Source organism: Acetobacterium malicum subsp. dehalogenans DSM 11527 (assembly GCF_000472665.1).
In the GTDB taxonomy this organism is placed as follows: domain Bacteria; phylum Bacillota; class Clostridia; order Eubacteriales; family Eubacteriaceae; genus Acetobacterium; species Acetobacterium malicum.
Genome location: NZ_AXAC01000005.1, coordinates 12380 through 30009, shown reverse-complemented (window position 1 = coordinate 30009; position 17630 = coordinate 12380). Strand labels below are relative to the sequence as shown.

Here is a 17630-nt window from a genome sequence, read left to right as displayed (position 1 = left end):
CCGTCGTTCTGAAAGACGAAATGTCCCCATGTCATACCCGAGCATCGTTGTAAAAAGTTAGGAAGTAATCATATGAATAATCTCATTAAAAAACTGCAGGCCATTATGGCGGTCGAAAATATAAAAGAAAATGAACCCATGAAAAACCATACATCCTTTAAGGTTGGGGGGCCGGCAGACCTTTTTTTAATGCCCCAGTCCCGGGCAGAATTGCAAGCTGTACTGGAAATCTGCAAAGAATCCCAAAAACCCCTCTATATTATGGGTAACGGCAGCAACCTGATCGTCCGGGATAAAGGTTACAGTGGCATCATCATCAATACCAAAGCCCTTAATCAGGTTGAAACAGTGGGGGAAACCCTGATTGCCGAGCCGGGAATCAGTCTGAAAGATCTGGCCAACGTGGCCCTGAAAGAAAAACTCACCGGTCTGGAATTTGCCTCGGGCATTCCCGGTAGTCTGGGTGGTGCCGTTACCATGAATGCCGGTGCCTACGACGGTGAAATGAAGGGGGTCATCACGAGCATCACCGTGATCTTAGAAGATGGCAGCCTGAAAACAATTCCTGCCGATCAGTGCCATTTTGGCTACCGGTCCAGCATCCTGCAACAGCACCATTGGGTTCTGGTCAGTGTCGAACTGGGTTTGAAAAGTGGCGACTACCAACAAATCGAAGCAAAAATGCTCGATTTAAATAACCAACGACAAAGCAAGCAACCGCTGGAATACCCCAGTGCCGGCAGCACCTTCCGCCGACCAGTCGGTTACTATGCCGGCAAACTGGTTCAGGATGCCGGTTTTCAAGGTTATGCCATCGGCGGAGCCCAGGTGTCCGAAAAACACAGCGGCTTTGTTATCAATAAAGGCGGTGCCACCGCTGCCGATATCTTAAACCTCATCGGTGCGATCCAGGCAGCGGTTAAAGAAAAATTTGACGTCGACCTGAAAACCGAAGTCATCGTCATCGGAAACGACTAAGTCGAGTGTGACTTGGGGACGTTACGCCTGTCAGCCCGTCGGGATGAAAGGCGAAATGTCCCCATGTCATGCCCGGGTACCGTTGTATAATTAAAGAAATATCCCATGTCTCAAGACGATATAAGGAACAGCATGAAAATAACACATGATATGCACACCCATACAACCTATAGCCACGGCAAAAATACCATTGCCGAAATGGTGGCCCAGGCCCGTGAAATTGGCCTGACAGCGATCACCATTTCTGATCACGGCCGCAGCCATCCGATGTTTGGGGTACGAAAAAAGAATTTTGCCAAAATGCGGGCTGAAATTGATGCCCTTAATCAAAAATACGACGATATCGAGATCTATCTCTCAGTCGAATCCAACATCACCGGAGCTGAGGGAAACATCGATATCGGTGACGAAGAAAAAAAATATTGTGACTGGATTTCAGCCGGATACCACTACGGTTATATCCCCGCCAGTTTCAAAGATATCTTTGTTTTTGCGATCCCCAATTATGCCGCCCGGGTACTGCCTTTTTTAAGAAAAGCAGTAGTCGCGATGAACACCCGGACCTATATCAAAATGATGGAACGCAATACCATCAAGCTGATTACTCATCCCAACGATAAAATGCCCATCAATATCGAAGCGGTGGCCAAAGCCGCTGCTGAACACGGCGTGATTCTGGAAATCAACCCCAGACATAATCATTTGAACGCTGAAGAAATAAAAATCGCCATGAAATACCCGGTCAGCTTCGCCATCAATAGCGACGCCCATAGCATTGCCGCCCTCGGCCATATGGGCAATGCCCTGGAAACCATCAAAGCTGCCGGCATCCCCATCACCCGCATCATCAACATCGCAGAATAGGTAGGGTATGACTTGGGGACGATACGGCTGTCAGCCCGATAGGGATGAAAGACGTCGCGTCCCCATGTCATGCCCGAGCCGAGCAGTAGGGCATAATCGCGATGAAAGGCGAAATGTCCCCCTGTCATACCCGGGTATCGCAGTGTATTATGAGAGATGACATCCCGTCGCGTCCCCATATCACACCCGGGCCATATAACATAGAAGCAAAGGAGACCCCATGAAAATCATTATCATCACCGGCATGTCCGGAGCCGGAAAATCCCAGGCCATTCAAATCCTCGAAGATCTGGGTTATTTCTGCGTCGATAACATTCCCCCGCAACTGATTGTGACTTTCATCAATCTCTGTCAGCAATCCGCCACCGAAATCGAAAAAATAGCCCTCGTAACCGATGTCCGGGGCGATGTATTTCTGGATGGCAAAGATACACCCCTGGCTGAATACAAGTCCGCCAAAGATGATATCAAACTCATTTTTTTAGATGCCAGAGACGAGGTCCTGGTATCCCGCTATCAGGAAACCCGGCGCAATCATCCGTTGACTGCTACGGCCAGTAATTTGATTGAAGCCATCCACCAGGAACGAAAATGCCTGGAGCATTTTAGAGAAATAGCCGATGAAGTGATCGATACTTCAGACATTAAGGTCAGAGAACTCAAAGAACAACTGGAAAAAATACTATCAGTCGACCGGGATCATTCCCGGCCAAAAGTAAAAATTTATTCCTTCGGTTTTAAATATGCCAGCCCGATGGGCGCCGATTTTGTCTTTGATGTCCGCTTTCTCCCTAATCCCTTCTATAAACAGGAACTGCGAAGTTTAACCGGCGAAGATCAGCCAGTAAGAGACTACGTGATGTCCTTTCAGGAAGCGGCGGTCTTCTATGACAAACTGCTGGATCTGATGGAATTTGTCATTCCCCAATTTGCCAAGGTTTCCAAAAATACCGTCGAAATTGCCATCGGCTGCACCGGCGGCCAGCATCGCTCGGTCACCTTTGCCTGGCTGTTAAACAAAGCCCTCAAAGAAAAAGGCTACGAAACCACCCTCAAACACCGGGACATCAAAAGAAACCGGCTTGACCACTAAGACATAGCACAAGGATAACGTGGCGCACCGGGGGACGGTTTTTCTTGTGCTTTCCTTAAAATTTCACTAGAAAGTGCACAAAAGAACCGTCCCCCTGTGCGCGAGAACAATAATAAAGGATGTGATTCCATGGATATGAAAGAATATATAAGGGAGTTTACCTTGAAAGATATCGTAAAAGTGAGAAACCCCAAAGTCGTTGCCATCGGCGGCGGCACCGGTTTATCGGTGATCCTCCGGGGCTTAAAAAAATACACCGATAATCTCACCGCCGTCGTTACCGTCGGAGATGACGGTGGCGGCTCGGGAAAACTGCGAGAAGAACTGGGTATTCTTCCCCCCGGCGATATCAGAAGCTGCATACTGGCCCTGGCTGACGACGAAAACGTCATGCAGGAGCTCTTTAACTATCGTTTTCCTGGTGGCCCGATGGCCGGGCAGAGCTTCGGCAATTTGTTTCTGGCCGCTATGAATGGCATCAGCCATGATTTTTACGATGCCGTCCGGCGCACTTCGGACGTGTTGCAGATCAAAGGGGAAGTGCTGCCCGTGACCCTGTCTCCGATGGTACTGATGGCAACCCTGAAAAACGGCGAAATTATTGAGGGTGAAACAGCCATTCCACTGGCGGCTCTGGAACAGCAGAGTCCGATCACCCAGATATTTTTAAAACAGGATGATACCAAACCGCTGCCCGAAACCATCGAAGCGATCAAAAATGCCGATATGATTGTGCTTGGTCCCGGCAGCCTCTACACCAGTGTGATCCCCAATCTGCTGGTGAAGGATGTGGCCAGAGCTATTTTTGACAGTCGGGCCCGCCGTTTTTACATCTGCAACATCATGACCCAACCGGGAGAAACCGATGGCTATACCCAGGAAGACCATATCCGGGCGATTGAAGATCACCTGGATCAGGCTGAAGGCCGAATTTTCGATTATGTGGTGGCCAACACCGGCAATCTGCCCCGAAGTATTGAAGAAAAATATAAAAAATGCGCTGCGACCGTAGTAGGGATTAAGAATCCAATCGAACAATACGAATATATTCTCGATGACTATGTTGTCATGGAAAACGGTTTTGTTCGCCACGACGCCGACCTCCTGGCCCGCCGCATCTTCGAAACCTATGTCAAGTAGAAAAAGGCGATGATAGGGCATGACTTGGGGACGTTACGAATGTCATCCCATCGGGATGAAAGATGTCGCGTCCCTATGTCATGCCCGGGCATCGTGGTATATAATGAAAACACCACAGCCGAAGGACACAAAAGAACCGTCCCCCTGTGCGTTCGCAACTCGCACCGAAAGAAAGGAGCCGCCATGACATTTTCAGCCATTCTAAAAAAAGATCTTTCCAAGCTTCCCTTTGGCTCCAAAGCCTGTCAGCGGGCCGAACTGTCCGGGATGATCGGATCCGTGGCGACCATCTCGGTCAGTGAAAACGGAGCCATGGCGATTAGTATCAAAACCGAAAACCCCGCGGTGGCGGCCCGATGCTATCAGCTCATGAAAACGCTGTATCAGATTAAACCAAAAATAAAAATAGAAAAAACCCGGAAATTTAAAGAACACCGGGCCTACCGGGTGGTGGTTGAAGAACCGTGGACGGCCAAGATAATCCTGGAAGACTGTCAGATTTTAAGTTACAATGCCAATGGCCAGGCGTTTTTTGCCAATCAGGTACCGGAAAAATTCAAAAAGCAGCAAAATCAGACAAAAGCTTATATCCGTGGTGCCTTTTTAGGCAGCGGCTCGGTATCTAATCCTGAAAAAACCTATCATTTAGAACTGGTCGGCAAGAAGACACCCTTAGCAAATAAAAAGATCGAAAAGAAAATCGAGCGCAGCTCGGCAACAGGTACGGAACAATGCGCCTATCTGCAAAGCATCAAAACGATTCTTGACAGTTATGAGATCAAGTCAAACCTGATCCACCGAAAAGCCCATTGGGTCCTTTACCTCAAAGAAGGGGCCAGTGTGGTAGATTTTCTCAGTGTCATCGGCGCGCATCGGGGACTGCTGGAAATGGAAAACATCCGGATTGTCAAAGAAGTGCGTAATGACGTCAACCGCCAGGTGAACTGCGAAACCGCCAACCTCAATAAGACCATTGCGGCCTCCTACGATCAGGTGGCGGATATCATGCTGATTAAAGAACAGTTTGGCTTAAAGAATCTGCCCCGGAATCTTTATGAGATTGCCGAACTGCGACTGAACTACCCCGATGCCAGTATCAAAGAGCTGGGCGAACGCCTGGACCCCCCGGTCGGAAAGTCCGGCGTCTATCACCGCCTGAAGAAACTCAACCAGATCGCCGCCGATCTCAAACGAAAATAAAAAGGGCCAGACAGCCGAATGTCAATTCGTCTGTCTGGCCTTTTTTTTAATTCACCAGTTCCAATCCAAAATACGTGCGTAAATCGGCAATCGCCCGGCGGTGCAATTTGACCAGGCTGTTGGCACTGACCCCAATACTGCCGGCAATCTCCCGGAAACTGCGATTCTTGCCGTAATGTTCCTCAATAATCCAGCGCTGTCGTTCCCGGAGCCGTGGCAGATACTGCTGTAAGGCCGATAAATCGGCGGCCCGGAGATAATCCCCCTCAATATCAGTAGCATCCGCCAGGCTGTTCAGCAACGAAAAAGAATCCTCATCTCTGGCGGATGAATCCAGTGAGTAGAAATTCTGGTGAACCTTGGCCACATTGACAAAATAATAAAATAGTTCTTTTTTCAAATAGCCGGAAAAGGGCACCCCGAGGTCTTCATTAAAGGTTTCCACAGCGTTAAGCAGAACAATGGCCGCCTCACTCAGGTAGTCATCGACGGCATCCATTTCATAAATATAACGACGAATCATCGAAAGCATCAACGGCTTGAAGCCCTCAATCAAAGCCAATTGACACCGGGTATCCCGTTGCCGGGCACCCCGAACCAAAAGAATCATTTCATTATTTTCCATATTGTCACCTCTTTCAATCATTTAGAACATAAGTTCTTTTGAACTATTATATACCAATCCCACTCAATTTTCAACCATTTTGCGAACAAACGTTCAAAATGGTTGGAAAAAAGAGATGCCCGGGTACCTCAGTCATTAAAAAAGCGGGGGTCACCCCCCGCTTGACCATTTACACCGTCATTTCAAAATCCTGAGTTGTGGTGCTGATCAGCTTTCCGCTGACCTTTTTCACCAGTCCCATATTGTCCGGAGCAAACACATTCCGGGCCAGGATCGTATCCATCGCCGTATTCAGTTCAGCCGCGGTCACGGCCGGATCAGCATCCGACACGGAAATCGTTGCGTTTTTACCATCGGTCCGTTGAAAGACCATGGCTGCTTTAATTTCTGCCATATTTTTTTACCTCCTTTCGTAGTCGTTTAGCGGTGCGTTAGACACCGGGAATCAATAGGGTGGTTTCAATTTTGAATACTTCTTCCATGGTGGGTGCCTGCAAACCGGCAAGCGCCTCAGCCACAGCGTAAATATCATCATCAACGGCGGTTTCTTTGAGATTTGAATAAGTCTTAGACTTAATCACTTCTTTACCTTCAACCATCCCATAGTTCGAACGAACCTGCAGCTTATTGCTGATAAAATCTGTTGTTACTGGCATTGTGTGTACCTCCTTTCATCGGTTATACTAATAAATGGAACAATCAGGAAAAAGGTGCCACATAAATTTAAATAATTTATCAAGGTTAGCAATATACTGCCGTACCGACCAATTGCTAATCTGTTGTTCGCCGCGGGATCGGACAGGTTTATCAACCTGTTCGCCCCGATGCGTACAACATGATGTAACAATTGTCGGTACTACGTTATCTTTTGACGTCGCGTCCCCGTGTCATGGCCGAGCCGATCAGTAAAACATGAAACGGGATGAAAGGCGAAATGTCCCCATGTCGCGCCCGGCCATCTCACCACATCTTAAATCTCCACATGACAAAACCCCTCATCCGCATAAACAATCACGCCTAACCCCGCCGCGATGGCGGCATCGGCCAGGTCATAAACCGAGATCCCCGGGGCATAACAATCGGCGGCTGCGCCAACCAGGTGCCGGGAGTAGGGGATACCGCCGACCTCCTCATTCCGGGTCGGACAGCGGACCCCGGAAGTCACAATAATCGCTGTTCCCAGCACCATCCGGACCGCTTCCATTCGACCCACCAGTTCCCGGCTCATCTCAGCTGGAAAGCCATCGCAGTAACGCCCCTCACAACAGCAGATAAACTCCTGCCGGTTAAAATGCGCCGTAATCTGTTCATCATTTCTACTCATCTAATTTCCTCCTCATTATTCTTCTTCTCTTAACTGTGCCAACACCTGCTTCAGTTTTGTTGGAATGGGAAAATTAAGTTTAGCTAAATTTTCCGTAATGCTGATCCCTTCATTGGCCGCATAAAAGAAAATTACGGCGGTGCGCATGGTGGCACCACCCCCCAGCAGGTTAACATCCAGCAGGTGACCCATGGCCACCATCACCAGAATCAGCATTTTCTTGAGAATCCCCACAAAGCCAATTTCACTGGACAGCTGCCGTCGGGTCACCGCCAGGGCCAGACCGGTGAGATAATCAATCAGGACAAAGCCAATCAGGGTAACCAAATACCCGTCAAAACCACCTAACAGAAAACCCAGCACCGACCCCAGCACTGCAAAAACCCCGGGCAGTACTTCCAAAATCATCTTCATTTCATCGCTCAACCTCCTTTCTCAAAATGGTGTCACACCATTTAAATAGAAAGAAACCCAAAAAGATGCCGCAAAAAACTCCTGAATTTCGGGCATAAAAAAAAGGCGGGTTTCCCCGCCTTACAAATCCTAGTAAAGATTAGCCTTAAGATTATTAATCTCGACTTTTAGTTTATCCGATATGTCGTTGAGTAAGCTCAGTTTTTCATTAATCTCACCCATCGCGGCCTGATGCTCGCCGATGATCTTGTAAGATTTGGCCGCCTGAGATTCGACTGAGTTCATGCTGACGACAATGCTGTCCAGAATGCTTTCAATCTTTTTGGCCGAATCAACACTCATGACCGCCAGCTTGCGGACCTCGTCGGCAACGACGTTAAAGCCGCGGCCAAATTCGCCGGCCCGGGTGGCTTCGATTGCGGCATTCAGCCCCAGCAGATTGGTCTGGGTGGCGACGTCGCGGATAAATTTAAGAATCGAATCGGTTTCTTTAACCTTGTTCTTGGAAATCGTTGAAGACTCCAACAATTCATCCGATGCTTTAATCAACGCTTCAATCTGGACTGAGAAATTATTGACCACATCGGTAACGGAACGGATATTGTCAAACATATTTTCAGAAATGACCTGGAAGTTTTCCGTTTCATGAACCAGTAAGCGGTTGTGATGTCCCATCTTAGAAATCGAGTTGGCGAAAACATAGAGCATATCGGCCGCGGCATTAATCTTTTCCCGGGGCACAACGGTTATTTTACGCAGCGCCGCAATATATTCATCTTCATCAACGCCGATTTCCCGGGCAATGCGGCGGAACTTATCCTCATCAGGCGGAGCATCAAGAACCTGGCCACCAAGGATCGCGCCGATTTGGACCCCATCCACGACGATCGGTGCGGCAAAGTCGACCAGCCCGGCATGACAGGAATAAACCGCCGGCTTACCGGTATTTCCGGATTTCTTGCCGCCGTCGATATCACAGGCGATACAGCGTTTGTTACCCTCGGTGGAACCGCGGGTGTATTTCATACAAAAATCGGTGAAATTACTGGGCTCCGTGATGGTTCCTTTGACATTGTCAACCGAAACACTGGCCATCCCCAAAGCTTTAGCAAAACTATCCTGAAACTGTTGCAAGACATGTAGATCAATGAGCTCATCGACGGTGTAGCTTAATTTCTTCTCCATTATAATACTCCTCCATAAAAAAAATTATCCCTAAGACATCATGATGATTGATATCGTGTACATAAGAAAATGCGATACTCTTTATATTCCCATAATAGATACATTCTATCACGTCAAATGAAAAAAGTCACCTATAAACCTTGGCGGCCCTGGGATAAAAATTCACCCACCACTTTCTTTCATAATGGATGAGTTGTAGCAGTTGACTCCGCGGGCTCTTATATGCGGACTCTTATATAAGGAAGGAAATTAAGAATGGTATGAATCTTAAGTAAAATAAAAAAAACGTGTCATAAAAAATAAATTGTTTAAATCATAATGATTTATGCTATAATATCATAACCAAAAGCCATTGCAGTAATCAAATTTTATAGACAAGCGATAAGTAAAATAACGGGGCGTTTTCGTCAGTCTTTTTTCAATATGATTCCATATAAAAAGACAGATAAAACGTCCCATTATCACGTCTGGGGTTGAAAAAAAGTAAAAAATCAAAAAAAAAGTGGCACACAGAATGCCACATATTGCCAATAGTGACGTTATAAACGATAATAGAAAGTATTGGCGATATTACCATAGTGTTGTATAATCCTGGAACTAAACAGATTGGTGAAATTGCGCCAGGTGATCAGTCTGAAGACTGCAAAAATATAGAAGCAAAAATAAAATATAAAAAAAAGAAATACAATGCAATAAAACGTGATCTAAAAACGTTAATACAATGTTGGGGGAGATACCTAATGATACTATTTTTAAGTATGGTGGTACCAGAAAACACAGACTGCGAGCAACAACAGAAATTAATAATCGATGAAGCCATATTTCAACGAATTGCTGAGAATGACATGGTAGCTTTTGAAGAGTTTTACCGTCTAACAGAGCGAACAGTCTACGCTTTTGTTTTGTCTACCCTGAAAAATCATGACGATGCCTTAGACGTGGTTCAGGACACTTATTTAAAGATTCGGGCCGCCGCTCATTTGTATCAACCAATGGGAAAACCCATGGCTTGGGTCTTTACAATTGCCCGAAATCTCTCAATCAGTAAGCTTCGCTTTAAAAAGAAGAATGACAGCATTGAGATGGCAGATATTGAAAATGACATGAACTTTTCATATGTTAATGACAACGAGGACAGACTGGTGCTTCAGGCAGCTTTAAATGTACTAAATGGGCAAGAAATTGAAATTATCCTTCTACACGCAATTTCTGGATTTACCCATCGGGAAATTGCCAAAAATTTAGAGCTGAACCTTTCTACCGTACTATCAAAATACCATCGCGGTTTAAAAAAACTAAAAAAATACCTTATAGAACAGGAGGTGATAAAATTATGAAGGAAATAGACTTGGAAAAGTCGCTGCGGAAAACGATCAATTGCGCTCCCGGTTTGGATTTTGAAGAACTTGCGAAAATTCCGGTTGTAAAAATGACCGAACATGATTACATAACTAGACAACAACGTGAGAATTCCCCAAAACAGAAGCATTCTCCCAGATACATCAGGCAATTGTCACTTACATTTGCAAGTTGTGTGATTGTTCTGGTTTGTTTTTCAGCCTGGTTTGTTGAATTCAAAACACCAGACAGCATCATTGATCTAGATGTAAATCCCAGTATTCAAATCGTAACCAATAAGCATAATCAGGTATTGTCAGTCAAAGCGTTAAACGAAGATGCCAAAATGATCATCGCAGGACAGAATTTTGAACAGGCTAATCTGGATGAATCAGTCAATCTGATTGTGACATCCATGATCAGCCAGGGATATATCGCTGAGGATAAAAATGTTATCCTGATTTCTGTTGAAAACAAGAGTGCCGAACAAGCGAATAATCTAGCGGTCAGTGTGGATCAGGTTGTTAAAGATACCGCATCGACTCAGGATATCGCCACAACGGTGTTAAGACAGACCTTGACAGAAGACAAAGAAGCAACAGCACTGGCAGAAGAGTATAGTGTATCGACTGGTAAACTGAAAATGATTCAGGAAATAGCGTCCTCATCGGAAGCCCTGTCGATCGAACAACTAGCGCCGATGTCGGTCACTGATCTGATCAAGGTATCCAAAGAGAATGCCGTCGATTTAAACAAAATAATTCAGTCAGATGACGATTATTTAGCCGAAAAAGTAGCTGAAGAAATAGTTGAAGATGATCTCCAGACAGCAACTGATAGTACCGAAATTAAAAACACAAAAAAAGATGATCTCCAACAGACGGAAACAATGACGACCGAACCTGTTACAATCCCATTGCCGGAAAACGAAGATAAGGTCGTTAATGATGGTACCTTACCGGAACCAGAAACGACCGAAAATATGGACGATAAGGTTCCCGAATCAAATACAGGAGATCAACCGGTTACCGACCCGGGTGACACGGAGATACGACCGCCACTGAATGTTGATAAAGATCTGAATTCAGTGGATACACCAGAAGCAAACGAGCAAATCAATTAAAAATACAGAAAAATGTATAAAAAATAAAAAAAAACAAAAAAGCGTGCAATAAATCTGGCAGCTACTACGTTATACATGTGAAGAGCGGGTTTTACAGGATAAAAGATTGGATCTGAGAGTGAAAGGTTGTAAAGAATAGAAAAAACTTTTCAATAAACTTTTAAGAAGCTGATTGTACTATTGTCAAGATGAAATGCGTTATTATTGCCAGGATTTGATTTAAAAGCGCGAATTGTAGAATGAAAATCAGAACAATTCTGATATTTTATTAAAAAAATAACAATATCTTATTGCAAATCTTAATAAGAAGGTGTAGAATTCATATGAGAACGCTCTTACTCATTTTGCCATTCCACATTTTGGCAGATCAGAAGTCTAGCAGTAGAAACTACTGACAGGAACATTGATCTGACATTGCGAAACGATTAGGAGAGAGGAGGAAGAGGGCGCAAGCTGGAAGAGCAAATACAGAGCATGATTAAAGTCTGGAATTTTTAGGCGAATAAAATTGAATATTATTGCTGAATTTTCCAGGTATAAAAAACCAAAATTTTTACAACGGAGGATTTAAAGTATGAAGAAAAATGTAGTTCGTATTCTCACAGCTATGTTGATGCTTTCCATGGTCTTTTCTTCAAGTGTATTCGCAGCTGAAAAAACAACAGCTTGGGATTCATTTGTAGGATTAATCACTGGAAGTGCAAAAACAGCTGAAGATACACAAGTTGGTGGCGTTACTTACCGTACTCACATTCAAAATGAAGGTTGGGCACAAGGTTGGGTTGAAGATGGCGCAATGTCAGGTTCTGTAGGTAAAGGACTGTGATTAGAAGGCATCGAAATTAAACTGGAAGGCGATCAACTGCCTGATGGTTTAGGAATCACTTACCGTACTCATATTCAAAACGAAGGTTGGGCACAAGGTTGGGTTGAAGATGGCGAAATGTCAGGTTCCGAAGGAAAAGGCTTACGTCTTGAAGGAATCGAAATCAAACTAACTGGTGATAATGCAGCTGACTACTCAGTTGAATACCAAACCCAAATTGAAAACGAAGGTTGGGCACAAGGCTGGGTTAAAGATGGCGAAATGTCAGGTTCTTCAGGAAAAGGTTTAAGACTTGAAGCAATCGAAATTAAGATCGTTCAAGTTGAAGCTGATTTAACAGCTTACACTGAAGCTTTAGAAGCTGTTAACGAAGAAGACTACACACCAGCATCTTGGGCAGCTTACCAAGAAGTTGTTCTTGCTAATGTAATGACTACAGCAGACCTTCAGTCTGAAGTAGATAGCGCAACAGCAGCAATCGTAGCAGCTCAAGAAAACTTAGTTGAACTGGGTAAAGTTACTGGCTTAGTTGCTATTAACGCTACAACAGTAGAAGTAACATTTGAAGAAGAATTAGCAAGCGTTGATAAAAGCGAATTTGCTATTGAAGGTTTAACTGTTGCAAACGCAGCTGTTAAACAAACAAACAAAAAAGTAGTTGTTCTGACAACCAGCGCACAAGTTGGTGGAACAGAATACAAACTTGTTTACCAAGGTGTTGACACTGGCTTAACCTTCACCGGTATCTCAGCTGTTATCCCAACAACTATCTCTTTAGATTCTAACTCTATTCAATCTAAAGTAGGTTCTGAAGTAACATTAAAAGCAAACATTGGCCAAGCAACAGCAGGCGTAGCAGTAACATTTAATGTTGATGCTCCAGCTGGTAGCTTAAACAATGATGTGATCGCAGAAGCATACACCAATGCCGAAGGTATCGCAACATACTCTTACACACAATATGCTGCAGGAACTGATGCAGTAGCAGTTTACCCAACAGGCGCACCTACTACTCGTGCAACTGCTAAAGTATTCTGGGGAGTATCTGACATCTTAACCGTAACTGAAAGTGCAACAGGCGGTGCCGTTAATGGTACAACCCGTACTTACACTGTAACACTGGTTAACCCAGCAAACAGCGTAGCACTTAATGGTCAAACTGTTAATGTAACTCTTTGGGAAAATGTAAACTCAGTAGATAACACAACAGCAAATGACACCAATGCAGTTGTTGCAGATCCAAGTACTGGTGGTACAATAACACCATTCCAGTCAGCAACAAACGAACGTGAATTCAAAATTACAACTGACGCTAACGGTAAAGCAACATTTACCCTAACCGGCAGCAATACCACTGCTACACCAGTAGTATTTGTAGATTCTAACGCAGCAGCACTTGCTACAGCAGGTATCGCTGGTAATGCCAATAAACGTATCGAAGCAGCTGAACTGCAAGTTAAAATGCCAGCAGTAGCATTTACTGGCGCTCAAGCAGCTTACACATTTGACTTCGCACCAATGGTAGCAGCTGAATACGCTTCAGGCTTAGTTAACACTCGCGAATACAAAGCAGTTGTTAAAAAAGCTGATGGTACAGTATACGCAAACGGAAACGTTGTTGTAGGTCTTGACGAATTAATCGACAATAACCTGGTAACAACAACAACAGCAGTATTTACAACTAAAGCTGGCGCAGATCTAGGTCAAGCAAGCCAAGTTGTAACAGCTGATGCAAACGGGATCGTAACATTCTATGTTGCAGAACCAGTTGCAAACAGAAGTAATGTATCAGCAACTCCAGCAATCTGGATTGACCTTGATGCAGCAGGAAATACAAACAAAGTTCGTGAAGCTGGCGAACCACAAGCTTTAGCACCAAAAACAACATTCCAGGCACAATTAGCACAAGGCTTATCTAACTTGGATATCAACACAACCCCAGCAGTTAAAGATGGTCCTTTCGTAACAAATGATGTTATTAACTCACGTTTCGAAATCAGAAACCAGAGTAATACACTCTCTACAACAGCTGGATTTAACCGAGTAACTTACACAGTAACAAACACATCAGGTGTAGCTTTAACATTTGCACCACGTATGTTGGATGCAACTACAGGTACACCATTTACAGCTGTAACAACAACTTTCGCAGTTGGTGGTACACAAGATTATGCTAATGATGGTATTGCAACCATTACATTGAATGCAGGTTCAAGCGTAACTCTTGCAGGTACAGCAGCTGGCTATGTAGTCGGTACTGATACATCAGCAACAAATGCTGCAACATTAAGATTCACAGCAGGTGTGCCAGTAAGTCAAGATAATACATTATCAATTTCAGCAACAGGTACAACTGTACGAGCTACAGTAGCTGATGATTCACGTAATGCAGGTAGCGTTTCACAGGCAGCTAAAACTGCTACAATCAAAAAAGCTACAGCAGCTACAAATGGTCAAGTTCTTACAGGTGAAGTCCTCGGATATAGTGTAGTGGATTCTGCAACTGACTTTGGACGTGTAGTTGTCAAACTAGATGGTTCTGGCGATGTAGTAACATTTGTTTATGGTACTAATCGTTCAGGTGCGAATATATCAGATTCTAAAATATACTTAGGTACTGATGGAACATTCGCTAATGTTGGAGTTAACTTCAATCAATTAAATACTGTAGCTACAGTATTAGATCAAAAAGATGCTTTCAATAAGTTTGAAAATGCTTTTGAAGTTGGTAATAGAGTAAATGCAACTATCGATACTGCTGCTAACGCTGCAGGACCTGGTTCATTTATCTACTTAGCAAATGTTAAAAATGTTTCTAAATCAATTAATTCTGGTAATGACTTAACACCAGTAGTAGTAGCAGGACCTTTGGTTTCACCAGTTACTGTAAATACAGCTGGTAAAGCAGTTTTTGCTGGAACAAAAGCAAAAGTCGAGTTTAATGTGACTAATGCGGCAGCAGTTGCAGCAACATTAAAATTAGAAAAAGCAATTACTTTAGGTGACTCAACATCATTAAACGGTAAAACCGTTGAATTGAGATTAGCTGCAGGAGATGTATTAGCTGTTAATCTTGTAGGTGATGTACTTAAAATTGATTTAGCTAATACTACACCTGGAAATAATACTGATGCTTTAATTCAAGCAGCAGTTAGAGCAAAAGGTGGAGCATATTCTGATGTAACTGTAACTGGTTTCGGTGCTGGATTCTTACCAGCTGCAATACCAGTAGCAAGCAATACATTTGAAGGTGGCGCAAACCAAGTAATTGCAGTAGCAGCTAGTAACCAGTTTAATCTGTTACAAACATTGGTAGCTGGAGAAACCATTACTGTTAAAATCACTGATACTACTACACCAGTTCCAGTAGTTGTGACACAAACAGTAACAGCAGGTACTGATTTTGCAACAGCAGGTACTGTAAATGATCAAGCAGCTGCAATTGCAACAGCATTGCAAGCAAAACTTGGAGCAACTCAAGTTGTAACTAATCCAGGTGTACCATCACCAACAGTTAGAATAGTACAAGCAGTTGGTTCTGAAAAACCAGTAACATTGGAAGTTTCTACAACTCCAACTACAAAATAGTCTAACAACTAAATAGACTAACGAAGCCTGTCACTTAACTTATTCAACTTAACTTATTGAGCTGGATGGTTTTGAAACAGAGAAAAGAGACGATTCGGGTTCTTCGGGACTCGGGTCGTCTTTTCTTTTTTGAAGTGGCTGAAAAATCTGTTGGAATCTGGCTGGAAAAGTTTTCCGAGTGAGTGCTGTCAGTCTGCTTTTGTCTGTTTCCAATCAGTTGCGTGACTTTCCCATCATCCAAACTCACTGAAGAATCTAAATTCTCCAGCCAGTCCATCTTTTTTGTTCCCTTAAATGCCGTCAGTGCCGACAGTCGTGTCAGGTGCATTTTCAGTTGTGAGCATTCCGGACGGAAGTGCCAGTCGATCTGATGTCAGAGCCACTCAATCCGGACGTTGGTGCCAATGATTTCGGTGCCAGATCTGAAATGATAGTTGTCACCATTGTTGAGACTGTCGGGAAAAACGGATCAAATTAAATGGCAATCACCGATTCCCCTGAGAAACGTTCCAGATTTCCCCACAATCATCGGTTCAGCTGAATCAAACCCAAAACTCAAATACATATTATAATTTTGAAGATCATTGGCTTAAGAAGTCAATGGTCTTTAATACTTTTTTGGAGGAAATCAGCATGACCGATTTTGAAAAGAAAATCATCAGCGAATTAAAACAGGCACTGGAATTTAAAGAGATCAACAGCGACTATTCCCAATGGCTTCAGGGAGTGAGTCTGCCCACCATCATTGAACGCAAGAATAATCATTTGTCACTGACAGCAAGAGTCGTGGTCAAAACCAGTACCTCTGATCTGGTGGATGGGATGGATATTGACTTCACCCTGGAACCGCTTATGGATTCCAATTACTATGAGAACAGTCCCAACTTCATGGGCGGATCGATCGCATCGAGTCAGGTCTGGCTGAAAAGTCATGGCAAACTGATCCTTGAGCAATTAGATAATCCCTTTGAAAAGGAAGGTGTGAACCATGAGTGATGATACCTATCAGGGCGATTTTGGGAAACACTTGCTGGAAGACGGAAAAAGCCGGGCAACCATTGAAAGCTACATGGGTGATATTCGCAAGTTTCTGGAATGGCTTGCTCAAAAGAACCTTCCCTTTGATGGCCGACTGTCACGACTGAGCATCACCAGCTACCGGAACTATCTGTTGGATAACAACTACAGCGTTAATACCATTAATAAGAAGATCAACAGTCTCCATAGCTTCAACCATTTCCTGATGAGTCAGGGACTCTGCCATGAAAAAGTCGTTCATCCCAATAAGGATAAGATCAAAGTTGCCCAGGGTAGTGAGGCTGAAGTCGTTGTCTTTTCAGAAGATGAAGTGGAACGGTTGCTGTTCTATCTGGAGAATAAGGAACAGGTAGCCTTAAGAGATAAAACCATGATCTATATTCTGCTGTATGCGGGGTTAAGAGTTGGGGAATTGGTCAATTTAAAAATTCAGGATTTGGATCTGTTGACCATGAGTCTTAAAGTCGTTGGCAAGGGTGGCAAATATCGGGAAGTACCTTTAAAACCTGAAGTTGCTGAAACCATTAAAGCCTATCTGGAAAGTGATCGAAGAGACAGTCCCTATGCCACCAGTGAGTATCTGTTTGTCACCCAGCGATCAGGCAAGATGGATAGCGATACGGTCAATAAGGTATTGAAGAAATTGGGAAAGAGCTTAAACATGACGATTTTTCCCCATAAATTCAGGCATACCTTTTGCACACGACTGTTAAAGAAAGGTGTTGATCTGACGACGGTAGCGAAATTAGCGGGACATGCCAATATTCAGACCACTGCCAGCTACTACATCAATACCAGTCGTGAGGATAAACAGGAAGCCGTGGGATTGTTGTAGGCATTGTTGTCGTTGCTGATCAATCCGAACGTATGCAAAAAATATGTGCCCAGATAGCC

General features: G+C 44.1%; 17 protein-coding genes. 11 read left to right on the top strand and 6 right to left on the bottom strand.

Features of this window, described 5'->3' with window-relative positions; genetic code table 11:
• The first annotated feature begins 72 nt into the window (after positions 1-72).
• The 5 genes from murB (at position 73) to whiA (ending at position 5275) form a co-directional block, all read left to right on the top strand.
• Complete coding sequence (gene murB, locus A3KS_RS0102160; protein ID WP_026393501.1) at positions 73-978, top strand: UDP-N-acetylmuramate dehydrogenase; 906 nt, start codon at positions 73-75, stop codon at positions 976-978.
• 132 nt (positions 979-1110) lie between these two features.
• On the top strand, positions 1111-1842 hold the full coding sequence (locus tag A3KS_RS0102155) for a PHP domain-containing protein (protein ID WP_026393500.1): 732 nt from the start codon (positions 1111-1113) through the stop codon (positions 1840-1842).
• A 220-nt stretch (positions 1843-2062) separates the two neighbouring features.
• Positions 2063-2935: an RNase adapter RapZ gene (gene rapZ / locus A3KS_RS0102150; protein WP_026393499.1), complete on the top strand. Its 873-nt coding sequence runs from the start codon at positions 2063-2065 to the stop codon at positions 2933-2935.
• Positions 2936-3064: 129 nt separating this feature from the next.
• Entirely contained in the window at positions 3065-4075 is a 1011-nt protein-coding gene (locus A3KS_RS19770; RefSeq protein WP_035354987.1) for a gluconeogenesis factor YvcK family protein, read from the top strand.
• A 183-nt stretch (positions 4076-4258) separates the two neighbouring features.
• Positions 4259-5275: a DNA-binding protein WhiA gene (gene whiA, locus A3KS_RS0102140; RefSeq protein ID WP_026393498.1), complete on the top strand. Its 1017-nt coding sequence runs from the start codon at positions 4259-4261 to the stop codon at positions 5273-5275.
• Between the two features lie 46 nt (positions 5276-5321).
• Here the strand turns inward: whiA and A3KS_RS0102135 are convergent, their stop codons facing one another.
• From A3KS_RS0102135 to A3KS_RS0102110, 6 genes are all read right to left on the bottom strand, one after another.
• Positions 5322-5900, bottom strand: a complete 579-nt coding sequence (locus A3KS_RS0102135; RefSeq protein WP_026393497.1) for a sigma-70 family RNA polymerase sigma factor — start codon at positions 5898-5900, stop codon at positions 5322-5324.
• Between the two features lie 169 nt (positions 5901-6069).
• Complete coding sequence (locus A3KS_RS0102130) at positions 6070-6294, bottom strand: DUF2922 domain-containing protein (RefSeq protein ID WP_026393496.1); 225 nt, start codon at positions 6292-6294, stop codon at positions 6070-6072.
• A 37-nt stretch (positions 6295-6331) separates the two neighbouring features.
• Positions 6332-6556, bottom strand: a complete 225-nt coding sequence (locus A3KS_RS0102125; protein WP_026393495.1) for a DUF1659 domain-containing protein — start codon at positions 6554-6556, stop codon at positions 6332-6334.
• Between the two features lie 314 nt (positions 6557-6870).
• The gene (locus tag A3KS_RS19765) at positions 6871-7224 is read right to left on the bottom strand and encodes a YcbK family protein (protein WP_051355599.1); all 354 of its coding nucleotides are present in this window, start codon (positions 7222-7224) and stop codon (positions 6871-6873) included.
• Positions 7225-7239: 15 nt separating this feature from the next.
• Positions 7240-7638 (bottom strand): phage holin family protein, encoded by a 399-nt coding sequence (locus A3KS_RS0102115; protein WP_026393494.1) that lies wholly within the window; start codon positions 7636-7638, stop codon positions 7240-7242.
• A 129-nt stretch (positions 7639-7767) separates the two neighbouring features.
• Positions 7768-8823, bottom strand: coding sequence for a PocR ligand-binding domain-containing protein (locus A3KS_RS0102110; protein WP_035354985.1), 1056 nt, complete (start codon positions 8821-8823; stop codon positions 7768-7770).
• 740 nt (positions 8824-9563) lie between these two features.
• Between A3KS_RS0102110 and A3KS_RS0102105 the strand changes: the two genes are divergently transcribed.
• From A3KS_RS0102105 to A3KS_RS0102075, 6 genes are all read left to right on the top strand, one after another.
• A complete protein-coding gene (locus A3KS_RS0102105) occupies positions 9564-10160 on the top strand; it encodes an RNA polymerase sigma factor (RefSeq protein WP_026393492.1) in 597 nt (198 codons plus the stop codon).
• A complete protein-coding gene (locus tag A3KS_RS0102100; protein WP_026393491.1) occupies positions 10157-11284 on the top strand; it encodes an anti-sigma-I factor RsgI family protein in 1128 nt (375 codons plus the stop codon). Before A3KS_RS0102105 ends, A3KS_RS0102100 begins: the two co-directional genes overlap by 4 nt.
• A 574-nt stretch (positions 11285-11858) precedes the next feature.
• The gene (locus A3KS_RS22250; protein WP_026393490.1) at positions 11859-12110 is read left to right on the top strand and encodes a hypothetical protein; all 252 of its coding nucleotides are present in this window, start codon (positions 11859-11861) and stop codon (positions 12108-12110) included.
• A gap of 117 nt (positions 12111-12227) precedes the next feature.
• A complete protein-coding gene (locus tag A3KS_RS22245) occupies positions 12228-15698 on the top strand; it encodes a hypothetical protein (RefSeq protein ID WP_026393489.1) in 3471 nt (1156 codons plus the stop codon).
• Positions 15699-16331: 633 nt separating this feature from the next.
• A complete protein-coding gene (locus A3KS_RS0102080) occupies positions 16332-16694 on the top strand; it encodes a hypothetical protein (protein WP_026393487.1) in 363 nt (120 codons plus the stop codon).
• Positions 16687-17571 (top strand): tyrosine-type recombinase/integrase, encoded by an 885-nt coding sequence (locus A3KS_RS0102075; protein ID WP_026393486.1) that lies wholly within the window; start codon positions 16687-16689, stop codon positions 17569-17571. The genes A3KS_RS0102080 and A3KS_RS0102075 overlap by 8 nt, the downstream gene beginning before the upstream one ends.
• Positions 17572-17630: the final 59 nt, after the last annotated feature.